The organism is Spirillospora sp. NPDC048824 (assembly GCF_043198455.1).
In the GTDB taxonomy this organism is placed as follows: Bacteria; Actinomycetota; Actinomycetes; order Streptosporangiales; family Streptosporangiaceae; genus Spirillospora.
On record NZ_JBICUS010000030.1, the window covers coordinates 29,262 to 55,929 of the forward strand.

Below are 26,668 nucleotides of genomic sequence, written 5' to 3' on the forward strand. Positions count from 1 at the left end.
TGACCATGCTGTCCTACCCGTGCTCTCGTGCGTAGGCGGCCACCTCGGCGGGCAGCCAGCCGCGCTTTTCCAGTTCGTCCACGAGTTGCCCGAAGGGGGCGTCGAAACGCTCCGTCATGCCGGGGCGGGGCTCCACGACCGTGCGGATGCGCACCATCGACTCGGCCACGCCGGCCGGCGAGCGGCCCGGCATCGTGCCGTAGGCCGCGAGGACCGCCATGCCCAGCGCGGCGTCGGCGTGCTCGGGGATCCGGGCCGGGCGGCCCAGGACGTCCGCGCGGAGCCGGGTCCAGTAGTCGCTGCGCACCGCACCGCCGGTGAAGGTCACGGGTCCCTCGACGGCGGCTCCGAGCCGCCGCACGTAGGCCAGCGCCAGCCGCTCGACCAGGGCGACGCCCTGGAGCAGGGCGGCGTGCCGGTCGCCCTCGCCGCGGGGCGTGCCGAGCATGAAGCCCTCGGCCTGGGGCGCGAGGAAGGGGAAGCGCTCGCCGGGCGAGACCAGCGGGTAGGCGACCGCGCCGGCCGGTTCGTGGCGCGCGGCCAGTCCGTCCAGCCGCTCCAGGTCCGCGACGCCCGCGAAGACGCCCGCGCCCACGCTGGACGCGCCGCCGGGCAGCCAGGCCCCGTCCGGTGCGCGGTGGCTGTACATCACCCCGGCCGGGTCGCGGACGGGCGAGGCCGTCACCCCCTTGAGCACCAGGGTCGTGCCGAGCACCGAGTTCCACCGGCCCGGCCGCAGCGTGCCGGAGCCGAGCTGGGCGGCGCACCCGTCGGTCATCCCCGCGATCACCGGTGTGCCGGCCTTCAGCCCGGTCTGCCCGGCGGCCTCGGCCCCGACCTCGCCGAGGACCGTGCCGGGCCGTACGACCTCGGGGAAGAGCGTGGCGGGCAGCCCGAGCCGGTCGTGCAGATCGCGCGGCCACCGCTCACCGAGGAGGTCGTAGCCCGTCTTGAGCGCGTGGCTGGAGTCGGTCGCCACCGGCTCCCCCACCAGCCGACCGGTGACCAGGTCGGCCTGGTGGGCGATCCGCGCGCGGGACAGGACGCCGGGCCGGTCGCGGGCCAGCCACAGCACCTTGGCCAGCGCCCAGGAGGGCTGGATGCGGTGCCCGAGCCGGTCCCACAGCGGCGCCCCGGCCGACTGCGCCAGCCGCGCCTCGGCGGACGCCCGCGCGTCGTCGTACATGATGCCGCCGGTCAGCGGACGCCCGTCCGGGTCGGTGAGCAGGACGGTCCCCGAGGTGGCGCACACCGCCAGGCCGCGCACCGCCTCCGGCGCCGAGTCCCGCAGCGCCTCCCGGGTGGCCAGGGTGACGGCCTCCCACCAGTCGCCGGGCCGCTGCTCGTGCCGCACGCCGTCGCGCCGCCCGGTCAGCGGGGCGGATCCGCGGCCGGCCACCCGGCCGTCGGCGGTGACGGCGAGCGTCCGCACCCCCTGCGTCCCGACGTCCACGCCGACCCACAGAGGCCCGGACGAGCCAGCTTGCACGATAGGACTCCCTAGTTTTATCGCTTAAAGATGTGAACTTATAATGCCAGGGCATCATATCAATCACTTGTTACCGTCTCGACGACCCCCCGGAGACGACGGGACGGGGTTGACGTGGGACGTCCCGGTGTTACAAGCTCGATGGCGCTGGGGTGATGGTTGTTAACATCACGAATCCCAGTATCGCAGTTCGGGTGGCCGATCACCCCTCCGCCGGCGAGCGGCCACGAGAGGATCGCAGCATGACCAAGGAGATGAGCGGCAGGCGCGGACCTGACGCAAGGCGCCAGGCCATCGCCGACCATGTGCTGTCCGTAGGGTCGGTCACCGCCGGGGACCTGGCCGAGCGCTTCGGCGTCAGCCTCATGACGATCCATCGCGACCTGGACGACCTCGAACGGCAGGGCATCGTCCGCAAGTACCGGGGCGGCGTCACCGCGCAGCCGTCCGGCGTGTTCGAGAGCAACGTCGCCTACCGCATGAAGTCGATGCGGCCCGCCAAGGACGCCATCGCGGCGAAGGCCGCCGAGCTGGTCGAACCCGGCATGGCGGTGATGCTCGACGACTCCACGACCACCCTGGCGCTGGCCCGCAGGCTGGCCGGCGTCACCCCGCTGACCGTGATCACCAACTTCCTGGAGACCACGAACCTGCTGGCCCGCGAGCGCGGCATCCGGCTGATGGCGCTCGGCGGGGAGTACGACGCGCTGCACGACTCCTTCCTGGGGGTCTCCTGCGTGGACGCGATCACGGCGCTCCACGTCGACCTGTGCTTCGTGTCGACCTCCGCCGTCTCCGGCGGGTACGCCTACCACCAGGAGCAGCACATCGTGTCGGTCAAGCGGGCCATGCTCGACGCCGCCGCGCGCAACGTCCTGCTCGTGGACCACTCCAAGCTCGGCCGCGTCGCGCTGCACCGGGTGGCGCCGCTGTCGGCGTTCGACCGCCTCATCGTCGACGACGGCGCGGACGCCGAGGTGCTGCGGGAGCTGGACGAGCACAAGGTCGCCTACGAGGTGGCCGTCACCTGAGCCCGGGGCCGCGTGCCCGCCGTCAACGACCCGACGAGAGAGACCCGATGAGAGTGCTGGCCGCGGGAGACCGCTTCGTCCTGCCGGAGCTGCTGGCCGGCGCGCTGGACGCCGAGCTCGGCGGCGCGGGCGACGTCCGCCGCCTGGAGCTGCCCTGGCCGGTCGTGCCGTTCGGCCCGGTGGCCGAGGTCGACGAGGCGTCCGGCGACGAGGACACCATGATCGACGCGCTGGACGGCGTCGAGGCGTGCGTGACCCAGATGGCCCCCGTCACCGCGAAGATCCTGGACAGCGCGTCCGGCCTGCGGCTCGTGGCGGTCGCGCGGGGCGGCCCCGTCAACGTCGACGTGGCGGCGGCCACCGAACGCGGCGTGCGCGTCTGCTACGCACCGGGACGCAACGCGACCGCGACCGCCGAGTACACCGTCGGGCTGATGCTCGCCGTGCTGCGCCGCATCCCCGAGACCCACGCCGCGCTGGCCGGGCGGGGCGAGTGGGGCGGGCGGTACTACACCTACGACGCCACCGGCCTCGAGCTTGAGGGAACGCCCGTCGGGCTGGTCGGCGGCGGGGCCGTCGGGAGCCGGGTCGCCCGGATCCTCGCGGGCTTCGGCGCCGACGTCCAGGTCTACGACCCGTACCTGCCCGGCGGCGGCGGCGCCGCGAGCCTGGACGACCTGCTGCGCCGCTCCCGCGTCGTCTCCCTGCACGCCCGGCTCACCCCCGACAACCGGGCCATGATCGGCGCCCGGGAGCTGGCCCTGATGCCGCCCGGCTCGGTGCTGGTCAACTGCGCCCGGGGCCCGCTGCTGGACGAGGACGCGCTGTGCGACGCGCTGGATTCGGGTCATCTGCTCGGCGCGGGCCTGGACACCTTCGCCGTGGAGCCGCCGCCCGCGGACTCGCGCCTGTTCGGCATGCCCGGCGTGGTGATGACCCCCCATCTGGGCGGCGCGAGCCGCGCCGTGGCCGAGAAGGCGGCCCGCATCGTCGCCGCCGAGGTCGGGCGGCTGCACCGGGGCGAGCCCCTGGCGCACTGCCTCAACCCGGCCTGATCCACCGGCCCGCCAGGAACAGACAAGGAAGCTCGCCATGTACGTCGGAATCGACGTGGGAACGTCCGTGGTGAAGGCCGCGGCGTTCGACGAGGACGGCCGGACCCTGGCGGTCGAGTCGCGTCCCGCCCGGACCGTGCGCGGGGACGCCCGGGTCGAGCAGGACACCGACGAGGTCGTGTCGGCCGCCGGGGAGGTGCTCGGCGCGCTGGCCGCGCGGCGCGCCCGCTTCGCCGCCCCGGACGCCGTCGGCGTGACGGGCCAGGGCGACGGCGTGTGGCTGGTGGACGGGCGGGCCCGGCCGGTCCGTCCCGCGATCTCCTGGATGGACGGCAGGTCCGCCGCGATCGTCACGGAGTGGACGGAGGGCGGCGTCGCGGCGGAGGTCTTCGCGCGCACCGGGAACGCCATGTTCCCCGGCTGCCCGGCCCCGCTGCTGGCGTGGCTGGACCGGCACGAGCCCGCCGCGCTCGACGCCGCCGCCACCGCGGCCTACTGCAAGGACGTGGTGTTCCAGCGCCTCACCGGGGTGCGCGCGACCGACGCGAGCGACGCCTCGGTGCCGTTCCTGGATCCCCGGACGCGCACCTACGACGCCGCTTCCCTGGCGGCCTGCGGCCTGTCGCACCGGGCGGATCTGCTGGCACCGGTCGCGGAGCCGCTGCCGCGGGGCGGGATGCTCGCCGGGGGGCCGCTTCCGGCCGGCACGCGGGTCACCGCCGGCCCTTTCGACGTGCCCGCCTGCGCCCTCGGGGCGGGGGTGACCGGGACCGGCGACGGACTGCTGATCATCGGCACGACGCTGGCCTGCCTGGCCGTGGTGGACGAACCCGCGCTGGACGGTGAGCCGACCGGGTTCTGCTTCGCCACCGGGCGGCCGGACCGGTGGCTGCGCGGCATGCCCGCGATGGTCGGCACGGCGGCGCTGGAATGGGTGCTGGCGAGGGTGGGCGCGTCCCATCGCGACCTGGACGACCTGCTGGCGGCCTCGCCTCCGGGTGCGCGCGGGGTGCGGGTGCTGCCGTTCTTCTCGCCCTCGGGGGAACGGGCGCCGTTCGTCGAACCGGCGGCGCGGGCCGAGATCACCGGGGTGAGCCTGGAGACCACCACCGCGGACCTGGTGCGGGCGACCTGCGAGGGCATCGCCTACGCGGCGCGGCACTGCCTGGCCGCCGCCGGGTTGCGCGGCGCGCTGTCGGTGGCGGGCGGCGGAACCCGCAGCGACCGCTGGCTGCAGCTGTTCGCCGATGTGCTGGGCCGGCCGCTGCGGGTCGCGGCGGAGGAGGCGGGGGCGCGGGGCGCGGTGCTCGCCGGGGGCCACGGGCTGGACGCGGCGGCGTGGACCCGTCCCGCCTCCGTCCGCGACCCGGACCCGGCCCGGGCCGCGTTCCACGACGGGGAGCACCGCGCCTACCTGGCGCGGGTGGAGACCGCCCGTGCACGCTGGCGCACGACTTCATAACGCTCGATCATGTTGTTATCGCATCCATGACCTCCCGCCCCGCCACAGGCCCCTGGGGAACGGCTCTGCCGGCCCCCGGAGCCCACTTTCGACGGCTTTGCCCGGTCGCAGGTACCGTGACCGTTGCAGACGAGGCGGCTGGTCCCCGGATACGGCCAGAGCAGGGATCGACGCGATACGCGGCAGGTCACGCCGTAACATGATCTGTGCGGCATATTGACACTAGATCTCGATATCTCTACCCTCAATCTCACATTCAGAAGTGTTAACTAACCGCATGATGATGCGAGCGATCGGAGGCGGGCTCATGACCGGCACTCCCACCGCGGCACTGGTGCCCTACGGCCTTCGCTGCGAGCACCTGGCCGAGCCGCTGGGCGTCGACGAGCACGCCCCGCTGCTGTCGTGGCGGCTCTCCTCCCCCCGCCGGGGCGACGCGCCCGCCCGCCACCGCGTGCGGGTGTGGACCGTCCCCGCCCCCGGAGCCGGCGCCGGTTCGCCCGAATCCGGAGCACCGGTCTGGGACACCGGCGAGGTGAGCGACCCGGCCGCGGTGTCCGTCCGCTACGCGGGCGCGCCGCTGAGCCCTCGCACGCGCTACCGCTGGGAGATCGCCGTCACCGCCGAGGACGGCGCGACCGCCGCGGCGCGCTCCTGGTTCGAGACGGGGATGCTCCGCCCGCCGGCCTGGCGGGCCTCCTGGATCACCCACGACACCGGTGACCTCGACGTGGTGGACGCGCCCGAAGAGGGGGAGCTCGCCCTCGCCGACCACGGACTCCAGCCCGCCGTCCGGCTCCGGCGCACGTTCGAGACCCCCGCCGCGCCCGTCCGCGCGCGCCTCTACGTCACCGCCCGAGGGCTCTACGAGATGCGGCTGAACGGCCACCGGGCCGGCGACGCCGAGCTCGCGCCGGGCTGGACCGACTACCGCGACCGCATCGACTACCAGGTCCTCGACGTGACCGCGCTCGTCGGCGCGGGCCGCAACGTCCTCGCCGCCACCCTCGCCGACGGCTGGTGGAGCGGCTACGTGGGCTTCGACCCGCGCCGCCTCGGCGCCCACTATGGAGCGTTCCCGCAACTGCTGGCCGAACTGCACCTCGACCACGCCGACGGCCGCCACGAGGTCATCGCCACCGACGGGACCTGGTGGACCCGCCGCTCCCCCGTCCGGTACGCCGACCTGCTGAAGGGCGAGTGCCACGACCTGCGCCGCGAGACCCCGGGCTGGGACCGCCCCGCGTTCGCCGAGGCGGACGGCTGGCGTTCCGCGCAGGTCACCGGCACCGATCACGACCTGCTCACCGCCTCCGCGGCGCCGCCGGTCCGCGCCGTCGGGGAACTGCCCGCCCGCACCGTCACCCGCACCGGCGGCGGCCGGCACCTGGTGGACTTCGGCCAGAACTTCGCCGGACGCGTCCGCATCACCGCCCGCGGCCTCACCCCGGGCGACCGCGTGGTGATCCGGCACGCCGAGGCCCTCGACGACGACGGCGCGCTCTACACCGACAACCTGCGCACCGCCGACGCGACGGACGTGCTCATCGCGGGCGGCGATCCCGACGTCGTGTTCGAGCCGCGCTTCACCTACCACGGGTTCCGCTACGCCGAGGTCACCGGCCTCACCGCACTGGACGCCGCCGACATCACCGGCGTCGTCCTGCACAACGACACCCCCTGGACGGGTGACTTCGCCTGCTCCGACCCGGACGTCGAGCGCCTGTACCGGGGCATCCGCTGGGGGCAGCGCTCCAACTTCGTCAGCGTCCCCACCGACTGCCCGCAGCGCGACGAGCGGCTCGGCTGGCTCGCCGACGCGCAGGTGTTCCTCCCCACCGCCTGCCTCAACGCCGACGTCGCGGCCTTCTTCGAGGGCTGGCTGCGGGAGGTGCGCGGCGCCCAGTCGCCCGGCGGCGCCTTCACGAACGTGGCGCCGAGGCTGACCGGCGTCGCCGACGAGGGCGCGCCCGGCTGGGGCGACGCCGGGGTCCTGGTGCCCTGGCACCTGTACCGCGTGTACGGGGACGAGCGCTTCCTGGAACGCAACATCGACGCGATGTGCGCCTGGGTCGACCACGTCCACCGGCACAACCCGGACCTGGTGTGGCGGCACCGCGTCGGCCCGCACTTCGCCGACTGGCTCGCCCCGGAGCCGACGCCGCGCGAGGTCGTCGCCACCGCCTACTTCGCCCGCAGCGCCGACCTGACCGCCCGCGCCGCCGAGATTCTCGGCCGGGACACCGCCGCGCGGCGGTACGGCACCCTCGCCGGGCACGTCCGCAAGACCTTCGCCGAACGCTTCGTCACGCCCTGCGGCCGGATCTCCGGCGACACGCAGACCGCCTACCTGCTGGCCCTGGCGTTCGACCTGCTGCCGGACGACCTGGCGCCGCACGCGGCCGGCCGCCTGGCCGAGCTGGTCGAAGCGGCCGGCCCCGGCATCACCACCGGATTCCTCGGCGTCGGCCTCGTCGCCCCGGTGCTGGACGCCTGCGGGCGGCCCGACCTGGCGCACGCGCTGCTGCGCAGGACCGGCCCGCCGTCCTGGCTGTACCCGCTGCGGCACGGCGCGACCACGATCTGGGAGCGCTGGGACGGCTACACCGAAGAGCGCGGCTTCCAGGCCGCGGCGATGAACTCCTTCAACCACTACGCGCTCGGCTCGATCGGCGAATGGCTCTACGAGGGCGTCGCCGGGCTGAGCCAGGCACCCGGCTCCGCCGGCTACCGCGAGCTGCGGATCCGCCCCCGGCCCGGCGCGCTGACGTGGGCGCGCGCCGCCTACGAGTCGGTGCGCGGCACCGTCCGGACCGGGTGGGCACGGGCGGACGGCGAACTGCGGCTGGACGTGAGCGTGCCACCGGGGGCCACCGCGATCGTGCACGTGCCCACCGGCGATCCCGGCGGCGTGCACGAGAGCGGGGTCCCGGTGGCGGCCGCCGCGGGGATCCAGATCATCGGCACCGAACCCGGCGCGCTCCTGTGCCGGGTGACCTCGGGGGACTACCGCTTCACCGCGGAAGATCCATCGGCCGCCGTCCCCTGACGGTGGACGGCACACCCGCGGCCCCGGCCGCACAACTCGCGGCGGCCCCCGGCCGCAGCACCCATGGCGGCCCCGGTCGCGAATGATCACCGCGGCGCCGAAGCCGCGTTTCGAGGAGGACTCATGACATCGTCGACAGGGCTCAGCCGCCGCGGCTTCCTGGGGCTGACCGGGGGCGTCGCCGCCATGGGCGCACTGGCGGCCTGTGGCGGGACGTCCGGTTCGGGCGGCGGGACGCTGCGGCTGGTCGGTGTCGCCGACCAGCAGAAGCCGCTCGACCTGCTGCTCAAGGAGTACACCAAGACCAAGTTCAGCGCCTCCTTCGCGCCCACCGACCAGGTGCAGACCTCGGTGCGCACCCAGCTCGGCGCGGGCAACGCCCCCGACGTGCACGTGGTGTTCCCGGGCGACGGCTCGGCGATGAGCATGAAGCAGGTCTCCGATGCCGGCCTGCTGGCCGACCTGAGCGGCCAGTCCTGGACCAAGCGGATCCCCGCCGGGTTGAAGCCCGCGTTCCAGAACGGCGGCAAGACCTTCATCTACTCCGCCGGGTCCAGCGTCATCGGCGCCATCTACAACAAGAAGGTCTTCGAGGAGGCCGGCGTCGAGCCGCCCACGACCTGGTCCGGGTTCCTGGAGGTCTGCGAGAAGATCAAGAAGAAGGGCACGGTGCCGATCGCGCTGGGCGCCCAGACCCCGTGGGTCACCCAGCTGATCACCTACGCCCTCGTCCCGTCCACGGTCTACGCGAAGACGCCCGATTTCGACGAGCGGATGAAGGCGGGCTCGGCGAGCTTCGCCGGCTCGGGCTGGGCCGACGCGCTGGAGATGTACCTGGAACTCCAGGAGCGCGGGTACCTCAACGACAACCCCAACGGCACGACGTTCGAGCAGCAGACCTCGATGGTCGCCACCGGCAAGGCCGCGATGGCGATCCAGGTGTCGGCGGTGCTGCCCGACTTCCGCAAGTCCGCCGCGAGCGCCGACGCGCTGGGCATGTTCCCGGTGCCCGGCTCCGACGACGCGAACCAGGTGTGGATCCCGGCGGGTGTGAGCGTCGGCCTCGGCGTCAGCGCACGCGGCAAGCACCTGGACGAGGCCAAGGCGTTCATCGAGTTCCTCGGCGAGCAGAAGAACATGAACCGCTGGGCCGAGGCCATCGCCTGCGTGCCGCTGACCCGCGACGCCGGCTCCAAGGTCGACCCGGTGCTCGAGTCGTTCCTGCCGTTCATCGACGGCAACAAGGCGGTGCCGTTCATGGACCAGGCGTGGCCGAACGCCGAGATCCAGCCCGCCCACTTCGCGGCGGTGCAGGAACTCCTCGGCGGCAAGACGACGGTGGACGCCGCACTGAAGAAGCTCGACGAGACCTACCGGAAGAACTGAACGTGACCTCGACCACCAGCCCCGCCCCGGTGAAGCGGCCCGTCCGGCCGGACGCCGCGGGCCGCCGCCGGCGGCGGGGCGCCCGCTTCCTGTCGCCGCCGTGGTGGTTCGCGGCGCCCGCCCTGGCCGTCTACGCCCTGGTGGTGCTGTACCCGAGCCTCAGCGGCATCGTGTACGCCTTCACCGACTGGAACGGCCTGGGCGAGCGGAGCTTCATCGGCCTGGGCAACTTCACGGAGCTGTTCCGCGACGAGGCCGCCCGCGGCTCGCTGGTCAACACGCTGCTGCTGACCGTGGCGATCGTGTTCGTCCAGAACGGGATCGGGCTGCTGCTGGCGCTCGGCGTGCACGCCAGGATCAAGTCGCGGACCGTGCTGCGGGTCGTGTTCTTCGCCCCGGCCGTGGTCAGCCCGGTGATGGTGGCGTTCCTATGGAAGTACATCTACAACCCGGCGCCCGGCGCCGGGCTCAACGGCATCCTCGGCGCGGTCGGGCTGGGCTCCCTGCGGCAGGACTGGCTGGGCGACCCGTCGCTGGCCCTGTGGTCGGTCGCGGGCATGGTGATCTGGCAGTTCGCCGGGTACTCGATGGTGATCTTCCTGGCCGGGCTGGAGGGGGTGCCCGCCGAGCTGCACGAGGCCGCGATGATCGACGGCGCGGGCCGGTTCCAGCGGTTCCGGAACGTGACGTGGCCGATGCTGGCGCCCGCGGTCACCATCAACATGATGCTGTCGACCATCGGCGGGCTCAAGCTGTTCGACCAGGTCTACGCCGCGACCAGCGGCGGTCCGGGACACGCGAGCGAGACGCTGTCCACGGTGCTCTACAAGCAGGCGTTCGTCTTCGGCAACTTCGGCTACAGCACCGCGATCGCGCTGGTGCTGGCGTTGTTCGTCGCGGCGGTGTCGATGGTCCAGATCCACTACCTGCGGAGCCGAGAGGTGAGCGGATGAACATGCGGTACGGGCTGCGGACGTTCGGGCTGGAGATGGTGATGGTCGCCGCCGCCGTCGCCTTCCTGTTCCCCGTGTACGCGCTGGTCACGCTGTCGCTCAAGGACCAGCGGCAGGTCGCCGAGTCGCCGCTGGCGCCGCCGTCGAGCCCGGCGCTGGACAACTACTCCGCCGCCTGGACGCGCGCGGAACTCGGCCCGGCGCTGCTGAACAGCACGGTCATCACGGTGGTGAGCCTGCTGGTGCTGATCGCGATCGGCTCGTTCGCCGCCTACTTCCTGTCGCGCCGCGCGTCCCGGCTGGGCTACGGGCTGTACGTGCTGTTCCTGCTGGGCATCGTGCTGCCGTTCCAGCTCGGGATGATCCCGCTGTTCAAGATGGTGGACGGGGCGGGGCTGCTCGGCACCTACCCGGGCATGATCGTCTTCTACAGCGGGATCCAGCTGCCCTTCACGATCTTCCTCTACACGGGGTTCATCCGGGCGCTGCCGGGCGACTACGCGCACGCCGCGCTGATCGACGGCGCCGGCCACTTCCAGGCGTTCACCCGGGTGGTGTTCCCGCTGCTGCGGCCCGTCACCGGCACCGTGCTGATCCTCAACGCGGTGTTCATCTGGAACGACTTCTTCACTCCCCTGCTGTATCTGGGGGGCTCGGCCCGGGAGACGGTGCCGGTGCGGATCTTCTCCTTCGTCGGCCAGTACGTCTCGGACAACGGGCTCGTGTTCGCCGGGCTGGTGCTGGCCTCACTGCCGATCCTGATCGTGTTCCTGGTCCTGCAGCGGTATGTGATCAAGGGCTTCGCGAGCGGACTCAAGGGATGATCCCGGACCGGCTCCGGGCGGTGCTGGACGCGCCGCCCCGCGCGTACTCCCCCGCGCCCATCTGGTGGTGGAGCGGCGAGCGGCTGGACCGGCGGCGGCTGCGCGACCAGCTCGAACGCTTCGCCGAGGGCGGCGTGTACAACCTGGTGATCCTGAACCTCGCGCCGTCCGGCCCGATGTTCGGCGCCGACGCCGACGAGCCCGCGTTCTTCACCGACGCCTGGTGGGAACTGCTCGACGGGGTGTGCGAGGACGCCGCCCGGCTCGGCGTGTCGCTGTGGTTCTACGACCAGCTCGGATTCTCCGGCGCCGACCTCCAGGCGCGGCTGGTGCGCGACGTCCCCGAGTTCGCCGGGCGGTGGCTGGAGCCGGGCGGCGGCACGTCGGCGCGCGGCTTCGACTACCTGTCGGCGCGGGCGTGCGCGGCGCTGCTCGACCGCGTCCACGGGGAGTTCGAGCGGCGCCTCGGTCACCGCCTCGGCAACGTGATCGTCGGTTCCTTCCAGGACGAGCTGCCCGCGCTGCCGACCTGGACGGAGGGGTTCGCCGAAGAGTTCGCCGCCCGCCGCGGCTACGACCTGGCCCCGCACCTGCCGTCCCTGTGGCAGGACGGCGGCGACGCGGCGGGCGAGGTCCGGCGCGACTACCACCTCACCCGGGCGGAGCTGGCCGAGGAGGCGTTCTTCCGGCCGCTGGCCGGATGGCACGAGCGGCACGGGCTGCTGCACGGCTGCGACCAGCAGGACCCGGCCCGCGCCGGGCACCCGGTGGACGGGGTGCGGCTGTACGCCGACTACGCCCGCACCCACCGCTGGTTCGGCGCGCCGGGCTCGGACCACCACGGCGACGCCCGGATCCACTCGTCCCTGGCCCACCTGTACGGCCGGGACCGCGTGTGGATCGAGGCGTTCCACTCCAGCGGGTGGGGCGGCACGCTGGAGGAGACGTTCGACTGGCTGCTGCCATGGCTGCGCTCAGGCGCGACCCTCTACAACCCGCACGCGGCCTACTACACGACCAGGGCGGGCTGGTGGGAGTGGGCGCCGCCCTCGACCGACTGGCGGCAGCCCTACTGGGCGCACCACCGGGTCTTCGCCGACGCGGTGACGCGGCTGTGCGCGGCCCTGTCGCTGGGCCGCCATGTCTGCGACACGGCCGTGCTGTTCCCGACGTCGACCGCCCAGGCGGGCACCCGGCTCGACGGCGCCGACGCGTCCGCCGCGCTCGCCCAGGACACCTACCGGGCGCTGGTCGGCGACATGGCGTGGTTCCAGATGGTGCCCGGCGCCCTCGACCGGTTCCGCGTCGACGCCGACGTCATCGACGACGACTCCGTCCGGCGGGCCACGGTGGCGGACGGGCGGCTGAACGTCGCGGACGAGTCGTACGGCACGGTGCTGCTGCCCGCCTGCACCGTCCTCGAAGGGGACACCGCCAGGCGGCTGGCCGCACTGGTCGAGGGCGGCGGCCGGGTCGTCGCCGTCGGCCCGCCGCCCCGGCTCGGCGTCGGCGACCCGGCCGCCGGCGAGGCCGTGGCCAGGCTGGCGCCGCTGCTGGAGACCGTCCCGGACACCGGCGCGCTCGGCCCCCTGCTGGACGGCTCCCGGCGGGTCGAGGCGCCGGTCCCCGCGCTGGTCCGCGAGGTCGACGGCGCGACGGTGGTGTTCGTGACGGCGGCGGAGTCCATGGCCAGCCGCGTGTCGGTCGGCCGCCCGGACGAGCGCGGCATCGACCTGGGCTGGCTGGACGTGACCTACGACTTCGATCCCGGCCGCTACCACCGCGACATGCGGATCCGCGTGAAGGACGTGACGGGCCCGGCCTACCTGGTGAGCCCGTTCGGCGGCCCGCCGCGGGAGCTGCCCGTCACGTCCGGACCGTCGGGGGCGGAGGTCGTCGTGCCGTTCGACGACGGCCCCGCCGCGCTGCTGGTGTTCCCGGGCACGGCTCGCCCGCCGCGGGACGAGGCGGCCCCGCCGCGGGACGAGGCGGCCCCGCCGCGGCGTCCCGCCGCCGAGCTGGACCTGGGCTCCACCTGGGACATGGAGCCGGTGCCGACGCTCGACAACACGTGGGCGGATTTCGCCCGTCCGGCCGGCGCCATGGCGGCGTTGGAGCGCTGGCGGCTCTCGCACCGGGTGGAGGACGACCCGTCCGCCGGCTGGACGCCGGCCTACGCGACGTTCGGCCCCCACGGGCTGTGGTCCGGCGCCGGGGGCGGGTGGCGGCCGGTCGTCTACTCCGACAGCCGGGGCATCCGCAAGGACCCGGTCCACCGGGCGGCGCTCGGGCCCAAGGGGCACGTCCCCGAGGAGTTCCTCGACTTCGGCGAGGTCGCGGCGGGCGAGCGGATCACCCTGCGCACCCGCGTGACCGTGCCGGCTCCGGGCGGGTTCCCGGTGCTCGGCTTCCCCGCCGCGAAGACGCTCCTGGTGGACGGGGCCGAGGCCCCGCTCGACGACCGCGGCTACCTGGCGGTGGGCGGCGCGGCGCTCGCGCCCGGCGAGCACACGCTGGAGATCCGCCTGGTGCCCGGTGAGGACGTGCGGCTGCGCGGCCACCTGTCCGTCGTGACCGAGCCCGCCCGCTGCGTCCGACCCGAGTGGATCACCGCCGGGGGAACCGTGCGCCCGGGTGGGCGGGTCGCCTTCACCGCCGAACTGCCGCGCGTCCCCGGCCCGTCCCGCCTCCAGGTCGCGTCGGCGTCCCCGTGCCGGGTCCTGGTCGACGGGGTGGAGATCGGCCGGCAGGGCGGCTTCGATCCCTACGCCGAGCACGAGGCCCCCCGCGTCGGCCGCTACGACCTGCCGGACGCGCCCGGCGCGCCGCTCACCCTCGTCCTCACCGAAGGCGAGGCCCCGGCGGCGGTCCTGGTGGACGGCCCGCTCGTGTCCGGCACCGGCTGGCACGCCGCCCGGGACGGCGTCGCGGTGCCCGTCGCGCCCAGGCGGGCGCAGAGCGGCGATCCCGCCGCCCTCCACCTGCGGCGCCGCCCGCACCCCCTGCCCTGCGCGCACTGGCTGGAGGACGACGTGAGCGACGGCACCGTCCTGCCCGCGTCCTTCGCCGACCCCGGCGCCCTGCCCAGGACCGAGCGGCTGCGCTTCGCGGTGCCGCCGGGCGCGACCCGGATGCGGTTCACCGCACGGGGCGAGGTCACCGGCATCCTGCTCGACGGCGTCCTTCTCGAAGGCGTTTCGCTCGGCGCAGCGCACGACGGCGCCGGCACCGTCGACCTCGAACTCCCCGGCCGCGCACGGCCGGCCGGGACCGCCGAGCTGCGGCTGCGGACCCGGCCCGGGTACCGGGAGGGCGCGGCGCTGGCGGGGCCGGTCGCCTTCGCCGTCGGCGCGGGCACGATCGGGCTGGGCGACTGGGAGGACGCGGGCCTGGCCGGTTACAGCGGCGGCGTCCGCTACCGGCGCGTCCTGGACCTGGCGGCCGCTCCCGGGGGCGGCGAGCTCGATCTCGGCCGCGTCCGCGGCACCGCCGAGGTGACGGTGAACGGGCACGCGGCGGGCGTGCGGATCTGCGCCCCGTACACCTTCGACCTCGGCTCGGCCCTGCGCGCCGGCCCCAACGAGATCGAGATCGTCGTCTACGGCACCCTGGCCCCCCACCTCGACGAGACCAGCCCCACCCATTTCGTCTTCCCCGGCCAGCGCACCTCCGGACTCCTCGGCCCGGTCGTCCTGAGGACCGAGATCTGAGGCCTACGGGCGCCACTGGCGCTGTGCGGCCAGCGAGTCCCAGTCGGTGAGCCAGTTGCGGCCCTCGTCGTCGATGAACGAGCCCGGCGGCGGGGTCACCCGGTGCTCGGCGAGCCACGCCCCGGGGCGTCGCATCGAGGGGCGCAGGCCGCCGCCGCTCGGCATGAGCTGCGGCGGGATCGGCGCGGGCATCGCCTGCGGCGCGGACTCGCTCGCGACCTCGGCGAGGTCCTTCTCCTCCGCCATCCCGATCGGCCCCTGCCGGCGCGCGTTGAAGAACTGGTTCACCGCGGGGTGCGTGCTGGACAGCACCATCTCCCGCGGCCCGAACATCACCAGGCCCCGGCGGAACAGCAGGCCGAGGTTGTCCGGCAGGACGCGGGCGGTGCCGATGTCGTGCGTGACGATCAGGAACGTCGCGCCGAGCTGGGTGTTCAGGTCGACGAACAGCTGGTTGAGGTAGGCGGTGCGGACGGGGTCGAGGCCGGAGTCGGGCTCGTCCGCCAGGATGATCTCCGGGTCGAGGACGAGGGCGCGGGCCAGTCCGGCGCGCTTCTTCATCCCGCCGGAGATCTCACCCGGCAGCTTGCTCTCCGAGCCGGACAGGCCGACCATCTCCATCTTCTCCAGCACGATGCGCCGGATCTCCGACTCGCCCTTCCTGGTGTGCTCGCGCAGCGGGAAGGCGATGTTGTCGTAGAGGTTCATGGAGCCGAACAGGGCGCCGTCCTGGAACAGCACCCCGAAGTGGCGGCGCAGCTCGTAGAGGTCGCTCTCGCGCAGCCGCGGGACGTCGCCGCCGCCCACGTACACGTGGCCCCGGTCGGGACGCAGCAGCCCGACGAGGTTCTTGAGGAACACCGACTTCCCGGTTCCGGACGGCCCCAGCAGGGCGGAGATCTCGCCCGCCGGAATGGTGAGGGACACGTCCTCCCAGATGACCTGCCGCCCGAACGACTTCCTGAGCCCTTCCACCCGGATCTCGACACCCATGGGCACTCCCATGCGGGGGAACCGGGGGCGGGGGATCCGCAGCTTACGTCCGGCCCCCCGTCGCCTTGACTGTACGTCGCGCTTCGCCTGCCGGGGAGGCCCATTGGACGCGCCGTCCATCGAGGGACGACCACGGAATCCGTACCCAGTGTGACAATCCGTGGCTGCCCGATTGGTCACTTTATTGCCTTACGTCCGCGTTCAGGTTTCTTCCAGCATGTCCGGTGACCTCCGGCGCGCCAATCCGGGCGCGCCCAATCCCCCCTGGAGGCACAGTGAAAATCCGTCCCACGCGCATCCGCGGTACCGCCGCCGCGACCATGGCCGCGTCCGGGCTGCTGGCGGCCGCTCTGGCCGCCGCTCCCGCCGCGAACGCGTCGCTCGACGCGGCCGGCGCGCCCCTCGCCACCACGTCCGACACGGGCAGAGTGGCCGTGAAGCTGGCGGGGCAGCTCGGCTCCCGCACCGCCGGCGCCTATCTCGACCGGGCCACGAGCAGGCTGGTGGTCACGGTCACCGACGCCAAGGCGGCGCAGGCCGTGCGCGCCGCCGGCGCCGTCCCGAAGACCGTCACCCGCAGCGGCGCCGACCTGAAGCGGGTCATGTCCGCGCTCAAGCGCGACGCCACCGTCCCGGGGACCGCCTGGGCCGTCGACCCGGCCGCCAACCAGGTGGTCCTGACCATGGACGGGAGCGTCAAGGGCGCCGGGCTGAAGAAGGTGAAGGCCGCGGCCGCCGAACAGGGAGCGGCCGTCCGCACCGAGCGCGTCGCCGGGAAATTCCGTCCGTACGTCATCGGAGGCGACCCCATCTACTCCGGCGGCTCCCGCTGCTCGCTGGGCTTCAACGTCACGGACGGAACCGACTACTACTTCCTGACGGCGGGGCACTGCACCGCGGCGGGCACGACCTGGACCGACGGGTCGGGGACGACGCTCGGCGGCAACACCGGCAGCAGTTTCCCCGGCAACGACTACGGCATCGTCCGGTACACCTCCACCCCGGAGGACACGCGGGGCGGCGTCAGAGGCCCCGGCGGCTTCCAGGACATCACCGACGCCGGGAACCCCACCGTCGGGCAGACCGTGACCCGCAGCGGCAGCACCACCGGCGTCCACAGCGGGCAGGTCACCGCGCTCAACCAGACGGTGAACTACCAGCAGGGCAGCGTCAGCGGCCTGATCCGCACCACCGTGTGCGCCGAGCCGGGCGACAGCGGCGGCCCGCTGTTCGCCGGGTCCATCGCGCTCGGGCTGACGTCCGGAGGCAGCGGCAACTGCTCGTCCGGAGGCGTCACGTTCTTCCAGCCCGTGACCGAGGTGCTCTCGGTGTACGGGGTCGACGTCTACTAGCACCTGCCGGATCGCGGGCGATTGATCCACAACATGAAGGCGTTTCATGGTCTGACCACGGGACCACTGTCAGGGTGCCAACCACCTCGTCCCGAATTAGTCACCTTCTGCGTCTTACGCCCGCATTGACGGTTCTTACACCATGTCGGTGACCTCCGGCGCGCCACTCGGGTGCGCCCATCCCCCCGTGGAGGCACAAGTGAAGATCCGAAACAGGCGCGTCGGCGCCGTCGCCGTCACCACGGCGACCGCTGCAGTGGTGGCGGCCACCCTCGCCACCGCACCCGCCGCGTTCGCAAGCCCGGCGGCACCCGCCGCCCCCGTCGACCACGGCGCGGTCGCGTCGTCGCTCGCGCACCAGCTCGGCTCCCAGACCGCCGGCTCCTACCTCAAGGGCGGCAAGCTGGTCGTGACCGTGACCGACGCCAAGGCCGCACAGGCGGTGCGCGCCGCCGGCGCCGTCCCGAAGACCGTGGCGCGCAGCGGCGCCGACCTGAACCGGGTCATGGCCGCACTCAAGCGCGACGCCACGATCCCGGGCACCGCCTGGGCCATCGACGCGGACACCAACCAGGTGCTGCTCACGATGGACAGCACCGTCAAGGGCGCCGCTCTCAAGAAGGTGCAGGCCGCCGCCGCCGAGCACGGCGCCGCCGTCCGCACCGAGCGCGTCGCCGGGAAGTTCCAGAAGTTCACCCTCGGCGGCGAGGCCATCTACGCCGGCGGCTCCCGCTGCTCGCTCGGCTTCAACGTACGGAGTGGCAGCACGTACTACTTCGTCACGGCCGGGCACTGCACCAACATCAGCTCGACCTGGACCGACAGGTCGGGGCGGACGCTGGGCCGGGTCGTGGCCAGCAGCTTCCCCGGCAACGACTACGGGGTCGTGCAGTACAGCTCGACGCCCACCGACACGCGCGGCGCCGTCAGCCTGTACAGCGGCACCCACGACATCACCCGCTCCGGGAACGCCACGGTCGGGCAGACCGTGTACCGCAGCGGCAGCACCACCGGCCTGCACAACGGCCGGGTCACCGCCCTCAACCAGACCGTCAACTACTCCCAGGGGTCGGTGTCCGGCCTGATCCGCACCACCGTGTGCGCCGAGCCCGGCGACAGCGGCGGCGCCCTGTTCGCTCCCAACACGGCGCTCGGCCTGACCTCCGGCGGCAGCGGCAACTGCAGCTGGGGCGGGACGACGTTCTTCCAGCCCGTCAGCGAGGTGCTCAACCGCTACGGCCTGAGCGTCTACTGACCGACACCCGACAGAGGCGGGCCGCCCCGGACCATCGCTCCCGCGGGGCGGCCCGCCGCCGTCCGGGTCAGGGGACGGCGGGGACCTCGAGGGTGCGGAGGATCTCCGCGATGACGTCCGGCTGCCGGTCCGTCAGGTAGAAGTGCCCGCCCGGCAGGGTCCTGAGCGCGAAGCGCCCGTCGGTGACCCGCGCCCAGCCCGCGGCCTGCTCCTCGGACACGTGCGTGTCGGCGTCCCCGATGATCGCGGTGATCGGGACGGTCAGCCGCGTGCCGGGCCGGTGGGCGTAGTCCTCGATCATCCGGAAGTCGTTGCGCACGTACGGCAGGACGAGTTCGCGCAGCTCGGGGTCCTGCAGGGCCTCGGCGTCGCTGCCGCCGAGGTTCACCATCTCGGCGACCACGCCGTCGTCGTCCCTGTCGGCGACGCGGTCGTCGCCGCGGTCGTGCGGCGGGCGGGCGCCGGAGGCGAACACGTGCACCGGGGCGCTGCCGCGCTCCTGCAGCAGCCGCGCCACCTCGTAGGCCAGGACGGCTCCCATGCTGTGCCCGAACAGGGCGGCGGGGCGGTCCATCAGCGGCGCCATCGCACCGGCGATGAGGCGGGCGAGCTGGTGGGCGTCGGTGACCATCGCGTCGGCCATCCGGTCGGCGCGGCCCGGGTACTGGACGGCGTGCACCTCGACGGCCGGGCTGATCTCCTTGGCCCACGGCCGGTAGAACACCGCCGACCCGCCCGCGTGCGGCAGGCAGAACAGCCGCATCGACGCCCACGGACGGTTCTCGGTGCAGCGGAACCAGGTCAAGTGATCAACTCCTCCTGCTCGTGGCGGCGGGAGGCCACGCGCGGATCGTGCGGCAGCGGCCACGGCGCGGCCCGCGGGTCCGGGACGAGCTTGGGCGCGGTGGTCTCCGCGGCCACCTTAAAGCCCCGGCGCCGGTAGTTCGCGATCGCGTTCGGGTGGTCGAGGCTGCTGGTGCGCAGCCACACCCGGGTGGCGGGGCCGCCGTCGAGGGCCCACAGCTCGCCGCGCTGCCAGGCGCGGCGGGTGCACTGCTCGACGAGGTAGCCGCCGTAGCCGCGGCCCACGAACGCGTGCGTGAGGCCGACGAGGTGGATCTCGGTGTCCCCGCCCGGCTGCGCCTCGATCTCGAAGAAGCCCGCGATGGTGCCCTCGGCCATGGCGATCCAGGTGGACAGCTCGGGCCGCTCCACCCACGCCCGCCAGTCGGCGTGCGTCCACGGGAACCGGTCCGTCCAGCAGACGCGGGCGCCGACGGCCGCGTACATGGCGCGGTTGACCTCGGGCGACGGCCGCCCGGCGAGCGTGAACGTCATCTCGACGCCCGGCAGCGGCGCGGGACGCAGGTCCGCCGCGTCGAGCATCTCCATCGTCCACTCGGTGACCGCCGGGACCGCGATCGCGTCCCCGCGGAACGCCGGCGGGCCGCCGTCATTCACCCATGGCCTCGATGAGGCTCTTGGGGCGCATGTCGGTCCAGTTGTCGTTGATGTAGTCCAGGCACGCCTGCCGGGTGTCCTCGTCCTTGGCCACCGTCCAGCCGGCGGGGACCTCGGCGAACGACGGCCACAGCGAATGCTGCCCCTCGTCGTTGACGAGGACGACGTAGGTGGCGTCGGGGTCCTCGAAGGGGTTGGTCATCTCTGGTTCCCTTTCACTGCGTGCTCTGTAGTTTGTCGAGCTTGGCGGCAAGGACGGCGCCCATCTCGGCGGCCGGGCCCGGCTCCATGAGCAGATGGTGGTCGACGTCGACGGGGTAGTCCTCGATCTCGCCCTCGACGAGGGGGCCCCAGTTCGACCGTGCGGTGGGCGAGTCGCCGGTGCGGCCCTGGAGCGCGGTGAAGAAGACGATGTCGCCGCGGAACCGTCCGGGCCGGTACTCCTCGGCCTGCCGGAGGCCGTTCTCGTAGTTGCGGTAGACGTTGACCAGGTCGTCCTCGCCGAGGGTCGCGAGGGCGTCGTCGCGTGCGGCGAGTACCGCCATGATCTGCTCCATGTCGGGGTTGCCGTCGGCGGCGATCATGCCGGCGTCGATGCCGATGCTCTCCAGAAGCTCGGGGAGGATCTCGCGCCGCTCCGATTCGAGGTCCTGGGTGTGGTACGCGTCGATGAGGGTGAGCAGCCCGACCCGTTCTCCGGCGGCCTGGAGCCGGACGGCCATCTCGTAGGCGATGAGCCCGCCGAGCGACCAGCCCGCGAGGTTGTAGGGGCCGGACGGCTGGACGGCGCGGATCTGCTCCAGATAGTCCTCGGCCGCCTCCCCGACGGTGCCGGGCAGCTCCGGCCGCGTGAAACCGGCGGCCTGGAGCCCGTACATCGGCTGGTCGGGGGCGAGGTGCCGCTGGAACTGCAGGTAGCTCCACGACAGGCCGCCCGCCGGGTGGACGAAGAAGACCGGCGGGCGGGTCCCGGACGTCCGGATGGGCAGCAGCATCTCGAACCCGAGCCGGTCCTCGGGCCCGCCGGCCCGCGTGAGGGCCTCGACCGTCTGGTGGGTGAACACGTCGCGGGGGGTCAGCTCGAAGTCCGCCCGCCGGGCCCGCGTGACGAGCTTCAGCGCGGCGATGCTGTCGCCGCCGAGGTCGAAGAAGCTGACGTCGGCGCCGACGCGGTCGAGGCCGAGGACGTCGGCGACGATGGCGCAGAGCCGCTCCTCCTCGGGTGTGCGGGGTTCGCGTCCGGCGGCGGCCTCGCCGTAGTCGGGGGCGGGCAGGGCGCGCCGGTCGAGCTTGCCGGTCGGGCCGATCGGGAACGTGTCGAGCCGGACGAACGCGGCGGGCACCATGTACTCGGGCACCCGGGCGGCGACGAACTCGCGCAGGCCGTCCACACCGCGTCCCCCACCGGCGGGTTCAGCGGGGTCGTCCCCCCTGCAGGGCGGGGTTTCCGCGATGACGTAGGCGACGAGGGCCTTGACGCCGGGGGTGTCCTCGCGGGCGATGACGGCGACGTTCGCGACGGCCGGGTGGGCGGCGACGGCGGCCTCGATCTCGCCCAGCTCGATCCGGAAGCCGCGGACCTTGACCTGGAAGTCGACGCGGTCGACGTATTCGAGGGCGCCGTCCGCCCGCCACCGGACGAGGTCGCCGGTGCGGTACATGCGGCCGCCGGGTGCGCCGAACGGGTCGGCGACGTAGCGTTCGCCGGTCAGGGAGGGCCGCCGCAGGTAGCCGCGGCCGAGGCCCGCGCCCGCGATGTAGGCCTCGCCGACCACGCCGGGCGGGACGGGACGCAGCCCCTCGTCCAGCACGTACACGCGCATGTCGTCGAAGGGGCGGCCCAGCCCCGGGGTCGTCTCGGACGGGTCGGCGAGCGGGGCGCGCTGCGCCGAGTACGTCGTGTACGTGGTGGCCTCGGTGGGGCCGTACACGTGGCCGACCTCGGTGTCGGGGCACGCGGCGAGGACCTTGCGCATCGCGGCCGGTGATCCGGCCTCCCCGCCGGTCAGCACCTCGCGGAGCCGCGCGAACGCCTGCGGGCGCTCGTCCGCGACGAGGTTGAACAGGGTCGTGGTGATGAAGAGGCCGGTGAGGTCCTCCTCGGCGATGACCGTTTCGAGGGCCTCGCCGTTCAGATGCCCGGGAGGCGCGAACACGGCCGTGCCGCCGTGCAGCAGCGGCGTCCACAGCTCGTAGATGGACGCGTCGAACGCGTGCGGCGAGTGGACGAGCACCCGGTCGTGCGCCCCGCCCCTGAGCCGGCCGTCGGTGGCGAGGTCGACGGCGTCGCGGTGGCGGAGCATGACGCCCTTGGGCACGCCCGTCGAGCCGGACGTGAACAGCACGCAGGCGAGATGGTCGGGATGGCACCGCACGCCCGGGTCGGTGCCGGGCAGTGCGGCCGTCTCGGGGTCGTCGTCCACGACGAGGATCCGCGCCGGCGTGTCGAGGCCGGCGACGCGGTCGCGCATGGCGGCGTCGACGACCAGGACGGGCGCACCGACCTCGGCGACCGCCCACGCCATCCGCTCCGGCGGGTAGCCGTGGTGGATCGGCGCGTACGCGCCGCCCGCCTTGAGGATCGCGAGCGACACCACGGCGACGTCGGCGGACCGTTCGAGGAGGACGGCGACCGGCGTGTCCGCCGCGACCCCGAGCCCGATGAGGCGGTGCGCCAGCCGGTTCGCCCGCGCGTCCAGTTCGGCGTAGGTGACGGTCTCCCCTCCGGCGCGGACGGCCGGGGCGGCGGGCGTGCGGGCCAGCTGCTCCGCGAAGCGGCCCGTGACGGTGCCCGGGGTCCGGTCCGTCGCCGGTCCCTGCCAGGTCTCCAGGACGTGTTCGCGTTCGTCGTCGTCCAGGACGTCGATGCGGCCCAGCGGCAGGTCGGGGCGGTGGGCGACGGCCTCCAGGATGCGGATGAAGCGGCGCATCAGGCGTTGCGCGTCGTCCTCGGTGAACAGGTCGGCGCGGTGGTCGATGCGCAGGGACAGGCCGCGGCCGGGGACGGCGGCGAAGGTCAGCGGGTAGTGGGACGCGTCGTATCCGTCCACGTCGTGGAGGGACAGGCCGCCGAGGTCGGCGCCGGCGGCGTCCGGGTCGAACGGGTAGTTCTCCAGCACGGTCATCGTGTCGAAGAGGGTGCCGGTGCCGTTGAGGCGCTGGATGTCGGCCAGGCCGAGGTGGTGGTGCGGCATCAGCGCGGCCTGCTCGTCCTGGAGGCGGATCAGCGCATCGGCGACGGTGTCGGCGGGCCGGACGCGGACGCGGATCGGCAGCGTGTTGATGAACAGGCCGATCATCTGCTCGACGCCGGGGAGTTCCGGTGGACGGCCGGACACGGCGGCGCCGAACACGACATCGGTCGAGCCGGTGAGGCGGCCGAGCAGCGTGCCCCACGCGAGTTGCAGGACGGTGTTGAGGGTGACGCCCTGGGCGCGGGCGCGCGCGCTGAGCGCCGAGGTGAGGGCCTCGGTGAGGCGGGTCCGGACCCGTCCGGGCGTGTCCGCGCCGGGCTCGGGTGCGCCCGGCGCCACGAGGGTGGGTTCGTGGACGCCGTCGAGGGAGCGGCGCCAGGCGTCCTCGGCGGCGGCGCGGTCCTGGGCGGCGAGCCACGCCAGGTAGTTCTTGTACGGGGTGACGCGCGGCATCCCGGCGTCGTCGCCCCCGGCCAGGTAGAGCGCGAACAGTTCCGTTTGCAGGACGGGCGTGGACCAGCCGTCCAGCAGGATGTGGTGGTTGGTGAACACCATGCGGTGCAGGCCGTCCGCGAGCCTGATCAGCAGGAAGCGCAGCAGCGGCGGTTTCGTCATGTCGAACGGCCGGGCGCGTTCGGCGTCGACCAGCTCCCGCGCCTTCGCCTCGCGTTCGGCCTCCGGCAGGGCGGACAGGTCGGCGTCGTCCCACGGGAGGCGGACCTCGCGGTGCACGACCTGGACCGGTGACCCCTCCTTGCGCTGCCGGAAACCGGCCCGCAGGTTGGCGTGCCGCCGCAGGAGCGTCGCGGCGGCGGCCTTCAGGGCGTCCGCGTCGAGGGGGCCGCGCAGGTCGAACACGATCTGCGCGGTGTACACGTCCCCTCTGGTCGCGCTCGCCTGCCCACTCGTTCCTCGCTCCGCCGCTCGCCGCTCCACAGGCCCCGAGTCGTACAGCGCGTGGAAGAAGAGCCCCTGCTGCAACGGGGACAGCGGGAGGATGTCCTCAAGCTGCGACTTGCTCAATCCAGCTCCCATTCGCCGTCGAGCTCGGCGGCGAGCTCGTCGATCTCGTCCTGGCTGACGTCCACCAGCGACAGGTCGGACGGGGTGAACCCGCCGACGGGCCCGTCGGACGCGCCGTCCACGACGTGCGCGACCAGGCCGCGCAGCGCCGCGTACCAGCGCTCGGCGAGGTCCGCGATCGCGGCCTCGTCGAACAGTCCGCCCGCCCACGTCCACGTCGCGGACAGCTCGGGGCCGTCCGGCAGGTCGCGGGTGTGCGCGTTGACCTCGATGGCGTGGACGAGGCCGAGCGCGTCGTCCTGCCCGGTGCCGAGGGCGTCGCCGTCGGCCTGTCCCGCCGGACCCCAGTCGGTGGCCTCGGGCGCGGCGGACCGGCCGAGGTAGTTGAACGCGATCTGCGGATGCCCGGTGAGGCGCGCGCCCGCCGCGGGGTCGAGGTAGCGCAGGAGGCCGTACCCGATGCCGTTGTCGGGGATCTCGCGGAGCTGCTCCTTGACCCGCTTCAGCGCCGTCCCGACGGCCTGGCCGCCCTCGCGGACGTCGGCGGGCTCGACCCATCCGGCGTCGAGCCGCACCGGGTAGATCGAGGTGAACCAGCCGGCGGTGCGCGACAGGTCCACGCCGGGGACGATCTCCTCGCGGCCATGCCCTTCGAGGTCGATGAGGACGGCCGTCTCGTCGCAGGTGCCGCGTTCGCGCCGCCATTCGGCGACGGCCAGGGCGAGGCCGGTGAGCAGCACGTCGTTGACCCGCCCGTGGAAGGCGGCCGGGACGTCGGCGAGGAGCGGCGCGGTGACGTCGGCGGGCAGGTCGAGCGTGCGGTGCCGCGCCGTCCCGAACGTGTCGGCCGCGGGGTCGAGCGGGCGGGGCCCGAGGACCGGGTCGGGGGTGGCGAGGATGTCGTCCCACAGCGGCAGCTCCGCCGTGCGGGCCGGGTCGGACGCCTCGGCGGCGAGGCGCTGCGCCCAGCGGCGGAACGACGTCGGGACGGGGTCGAGGTCTCCCCCGCCCCACGCGGCGACCAGGTCGGGCAGGATGATCCGCCATGACACGCCGTCCACGGCGAGGTGGTGGAGGGTGAGCAGCAGACGACCGGATTCGGCGGGGCCGGCGTCGAACCAGACGAGCTGCGCCATCGTCCCGGCGGCCGGGTCGAGGCGGCGGCGGGCGGCCTCGGCCTCGGCGGCGAGGACGGCGCGGAGCCCGCCGGTGTCCAGGCCGGCGACGTCCACGCGGCGGACGAGCGCCGCCGCGTCGACCGTGCCGGGTTCGGCGACCTCGAACTCGGTGCCTCTGTTGTCCGCGGCCTGCGAGCCGTCGGCGTCGGCGTCGGCGTGCATGCGGAGCCGGAGCATGTCGTGGTGGTCCAGGACGGTCTGCAGCGCGGCGGTGAGCCTCTCCACGCCCAGGTCCGGCGGGACCTGGAGCAGCATCCGCTGGCTGTAGCCGCCGACCGGGCCGTTCAGGTCCTGGAACCAGCGCATGATCGGCGTGGCGGGGACCTGGCCGATGCCGGCGCCGGGGGCCTCGGCGTCGACCCGTTCGCCTTCGCCCACCGGACGCGCGGTCGCGGCCAGTTCCTCGACGGTCTGGTGCTGGAACACCTCGCGCGGTGTGATGACCAGGCCGGACTGGCGGGCGCGGGAGACGAGCTGGATCGCGATGATGGAGTCGCCGCCCAGGTCGAAGAACCCGTCGCCGGCCCCGACCCGTTCCAGGCCGAGGACCTCGGCGAACAGGCCCGCGAGGACCTCCTCTTCGGACGTGCGGGGCGCGCGGGAGGACACCTTGGCCGCGAAGTCCGGCGCGGGCAGAGCCTTGCGGTCCAGCTTGCCGTTGACCGTCAGCGGCAGAGCGTCCAACTCGACCACGGCCGCCGGAACCATGTAGTCGGGCAGGTCCTGACCGGCGAACCGGCGCAGCTCCGACGCATCGACACCGCTCCCGGCCACATAGGCGACCAGGCGGTCGTCCCGGACGACCACCGCGGCGTCCCGGACGGCCTCGTGCCGGGTCAGGACCGCCTGGATCTCGCCCAGCTCGATCCGGAACCCGCGCAGCTGCACCTGCTGGTCGGCGCGTCCCAGGTATTCGAGCGTCCCGTCGCGGCGCCAGCGGCCGACGTCGCCGGTCCGGTACATGCGGGTACCGGGCCTGCCGTGCGGGTCGGCGACGAACCGCTCGGCGGACAGGCCCGGACGGTTGAGGTAACCGCGCGCCAGCCCCGCGCCCGCGACGTACAACTCCCCCGCCACACCCGGCGGTACGGGCTGCAGACGACCGTCCAGGACGTAGACGCGCAGATCCGGGATGCCGACGCCGATCACGCTGCCCGGCGCGGCCGCCGCCAAGGCGCGGTCGAGGGCCACATACGAGACGTGCACGGTGGTCTCGGTGATCCCGTACATGTTGACCAGCGCCGGAGCATCCT

General features: G+C 73.7%; 17 protein-coding genes. 10 read left to right on the forward strand and 7 right to left on the reverse strand.

Features of this window, described 5'->3' with window-relative positions; translation table 11 throughout:
• Positions 1-13: 13 nt before the first annotated feature.
• A complete protein-coding gene (locus ACGFIS_RS35335; RefSeq protein ID WP_392898068.1) occupies positions 14-1,489 on the reverse strand; it encodes an FGGY-family carbohydrate kinase in 1,476 nt (491 codons plus the stop codon).
• Between the two features lie 242 nt (positions 1,490-1,731).
• Here ACGFIS_RS35335 and ACGFIS_RS35340 point away from each other — a divergent pair, with 242 nt between their 5' ends.
• The 8 genes from ACGFIS_RS35340 to ACGFIS_RS35375 all read left to right on the forward strand — a co-directional run bounded on the left by ACGFIS_RS35340 (position 1,732) and on the right by ACGFIS_RS35375 (position 14,959).
• The gene (locus tag ACGFIS_RS35340) at positions 1,732-2,520 is read left to right on the forward strand and encodes a DeoR/GlpR family DNA-binding transcription regulator (RefSeq protein WP_392898071.1); all 789 of its coding nucleotides are present in this window, start codon (positions 1,732-1,734) and stop codon (positions 2,518-2,520) included.
• A 47-nt stretch (positions 2,521-2,567) separates the two neighbouring features.
• Positions 2,568-3,575, forward strand: a complete 1,008-nt coding sequence (locus ACGFIS_RS35345; protein ID WP_392898074.1) for a 2-hydroxyacid dehydrogenase — start codon at positions 2,568-2,570, stop codon at positions 3,573-3,575.
• A 37-nt stretch (positions 3,576-3,612) separates the two neighbouring features.
• The gene (locus ACGFIS_RS35350; protein ID WP_392898077.1) at positions 3,613-5,037 is read left to right on the forward strand and encodes an FGGY family carbohydrate kinase; all 1,425 of its coding nucleotides are present in this window, start codon (positions 3,613-3,615) and stop codon (positions 5,035-5,037) included.
• A 307-nt stretch (positions 5,038-5,344) separates the two neighbouring features.
• Entirely contained in the window at positions 5,345-8,086 is a 2,742-nt protein-coding gene (locus ACGFIS_RS35355) for a family 78 glycoside hydrolase catalytic domain (RefSeq protein ID WP_392898079.1), read from the forward strand.
• A gap of 123 nt (positions 8,087-8,209) precedes the next feature.
• Entirely contained in the window at positions 8,210-9,472 is a 1,263-nt protein-coding gene (locus ACGFIS_RS35360; RefSeq protein ID WP_392898081.1) for an ABC transporter substrate-binding protein, read from the forward strand.
• A 2-nt stretch (positions 9,473-9,474) separates the two neighbouring features.
• Positions 9,475-10,425: a carbohydrate ABC transporter permease gene (locus ACGFIS_RS35365; protein ID WP_392973814.1), complete on the forward strand. Its 951-nt coding sequence runs from the start codon at positions 9,475-9,477 to the stop codon at positions 10,423-10,425.
• Positions 10,422-11,249 (forward strand): carbohydrate ABC transporter permease, encoded by an 828-nt coding sequence (locus tag ACGFIS_RS35370; protein ID WP_392898086.1) that lies wholly within the window; start codon positions 10,422-10,424, stop codon positions 11,247-11,249. The genes ACGFIS_RS35365 and ACGFIS_RS35370 overlap by 4 nt, the downstream gene beginning before the upstream one ends.
• On the forward strand, positions 11,246-14,959 hold the full coding sequence (locus tag ACGFIS_RS35375) for a glycosyl hydrolase (protein WP_392898089.1): 3,714 nt from the start codon (positions 11,246-11,248) through the stop codon (positions 14,957-14,959). The genes ACGFIS_RS35370 and ACGFIS_RS35375 overlap by 4 nt, the downstream gene beginning before the upstream one ends.
• 3 nt (positions 14,960-14,962) lie before the next feature.
• Here ACGFIS_RS35375 and ACGFIS_RS35380 read toward each other — a convergent pair whose 3' ends face one another.
• Complete coding sequence (locus ACGFIS_RS35380) at positions 14,963-15,952, reverse strand: ABC transporter ATP-binding protein (protein WP_392898092.1); 990 nt, start codon at positions 15,950-15,952, stop codon at positions 14,963-14,965.
• Positions 15,953-16,227: 275 nt separating this feature from the next.
• Between ACGFIS_RS35380 and ACGFIS_RS35385 the strand changes: the two genes are divergently transcribed.
• Positions 16,228-17,304: a S1 family peptidase gene (locus tag ACGFIS_RS35385; protein WP_392898094.1), complete on the forward strand. Its 1,077-nt coding sequence runs from the start codon at positions 16,228-16,230 to the stop codon at positions 17,302-17,304.
• A gap of 199 nt (positions 17,305-17,503) precedes the next feature.
• Positions 17,504-18,559 (forward strand): S1 family peptidase, encoded by a 1,056-nt coding sequence (locus ACGFIS_RS35390; protein WP_392898097.1) that lies wholly within the window; start codon positions 17,504-17,506, stop codon positions 18,557-18,559.
• 67 nt (positions 18,560-18,626) lie between these two features.
• Here the strand turns inward: ACGFIS_RS35390 and ACGFIS_RS35395 are convergent, their stop codons facing one another.
• From ACGFIS_RS35395 to ACGFIS_RS35415, 5 genes are all read right to left on the reverse strand, one after another.
• The gene (locus ACGFIS_RS35395; RefSeq protein ID WP_392898100.1) at positions 18,627-19,364 is read right to left on the reverse strand and encodes a thioesterase II family protein; all 738 of its coding nucleotides are present in this window, start codon (positions 19,362-19,364) and stop codon (positions 18,627-18,629) included.
• Positions 19,361-20,020 (reverse strand): GNAT family N-acetyltransferase, encoded by a 660-nt coding sequence (locus ACGFIS_RS35400; protein WP_392898102.1) that lies wholly within the window; start codon positions 20,018-20,020, stop codon positions 19,361-19,363. The genes ACGFIS_RS35395 and ACGFIS_RS35400 overlap by 4 nt, the downstream gene beginning before the upstream one ends.
• Positions 20,013-20,222: an MbtH family protein gene (locus ACGFIS_RS35405; RefSeq protein WP_392898104.1), complete on the reverse strand. Its 210-nt coding sequence runs from the start codon at positions 20,220-20,222 to the stop codon at positions 20,013-20,015. The genes ACGFIS_RS35400 and ACGFIS_RS35405 overlap by 8 nt, the downstream gene beginning before the upstream one ends.
• Positions 20,223-20,235: 13 nt before the next feature.
• On the reverse strand, positions 20,236-24,237 hold the full coding sequence (locus tag ACGFIS_RS35410; protein ID WP_392973815.1) for an amino acid adenylation domain-containing protein: 4,002 nt from the start codon (positions 24,235-24,237) through the stop codon (positions 20,236-20,238).
• Positions 24,234-26,668, reverse strand: a 2,435-nt coding sequence (locus ACGFIS_RS35415) for a condensation domain-containing protein (protein WP_392973816.1), incomplete at its 5' end; no start/stop codon positions are given. The genes ACGFIS_RS35410 and ACGFIS_RS35415, both read right to left, overlap by 4 nt.

What these genes read in the sequence shown, in the direction of transcription:
- ACGFIS_RS35350 (WP_392898077.1), top strand. Translation starts at nt 3,613, where the DNA reads ATGTACGTCGGAATCGACGTGGGAACGTCCGTGGTGAAGGCCGCGGCG.
- ACGFIS_RS35405 (WP_392898104.1), bottom strand. Translation starts at nt 20,222, where the DNA reads ATGACCAACCCCTTCGAGGACCCCGACGCCACCTACGTCGTCCTCGTC.
- ACGFIS_RS35370 (WP_392898086.1), top strand. Translation starts at nt 10,422, where the DNA reads ATGAACATGCGGTACGGGCTGCGGACGTTCGGGCTGGAGATGGTGATG.
- ACGFIS_RS35340 (WP_392898071.1), top strand. Translation starts at nt 1,732, where the DNA reads ATGACCAAGGAGATGAGCGGCAGGCGCGGACCTGACGCAAGGCGCCAG.
- ACGFIS_RS35345 (WP_392898074.1), top strand. Translation starts at nt 2,568, where the DNA reads ATGAGAGTGCTGGCCGCGGGAGACCGCTTCGTCCTGCCGGAGCTGCTG.
- ACGFIS_RS35375 (WP_392898089.1), top strand. Translation starts at nt 11,246, where the DNA reads ATGATCCCGGACCGGCTCCGGGCGGTGCTGGACGCGCCGCCCCGCGCG.
- ACGFIS_RS35360 (WP_392898081.1), top strand. Translation starts at nt 8,210, where the DNA reads ATGACATCGTCGACAGGGCTCAGCCGCCGCGGCTTCCTGGGGCTGACC.
- ACGFIS_RS35380 (WP_392898092.1), bottom strand. Translation starts at nt 15,952, where the DNA reads ATGGGTGTCGAGATCCGGGTGGAAGGGCTCAGGAAGTCGTTCGGGCGG.
- ACGFIS_RS35355 (WP_392898079.1), top strand. Translation starts at nt 5,345, where the DNA reads ATGACCGGCACTCCCACCGCGGCACTGGTGCCCTACGGCCTTCGCTGC.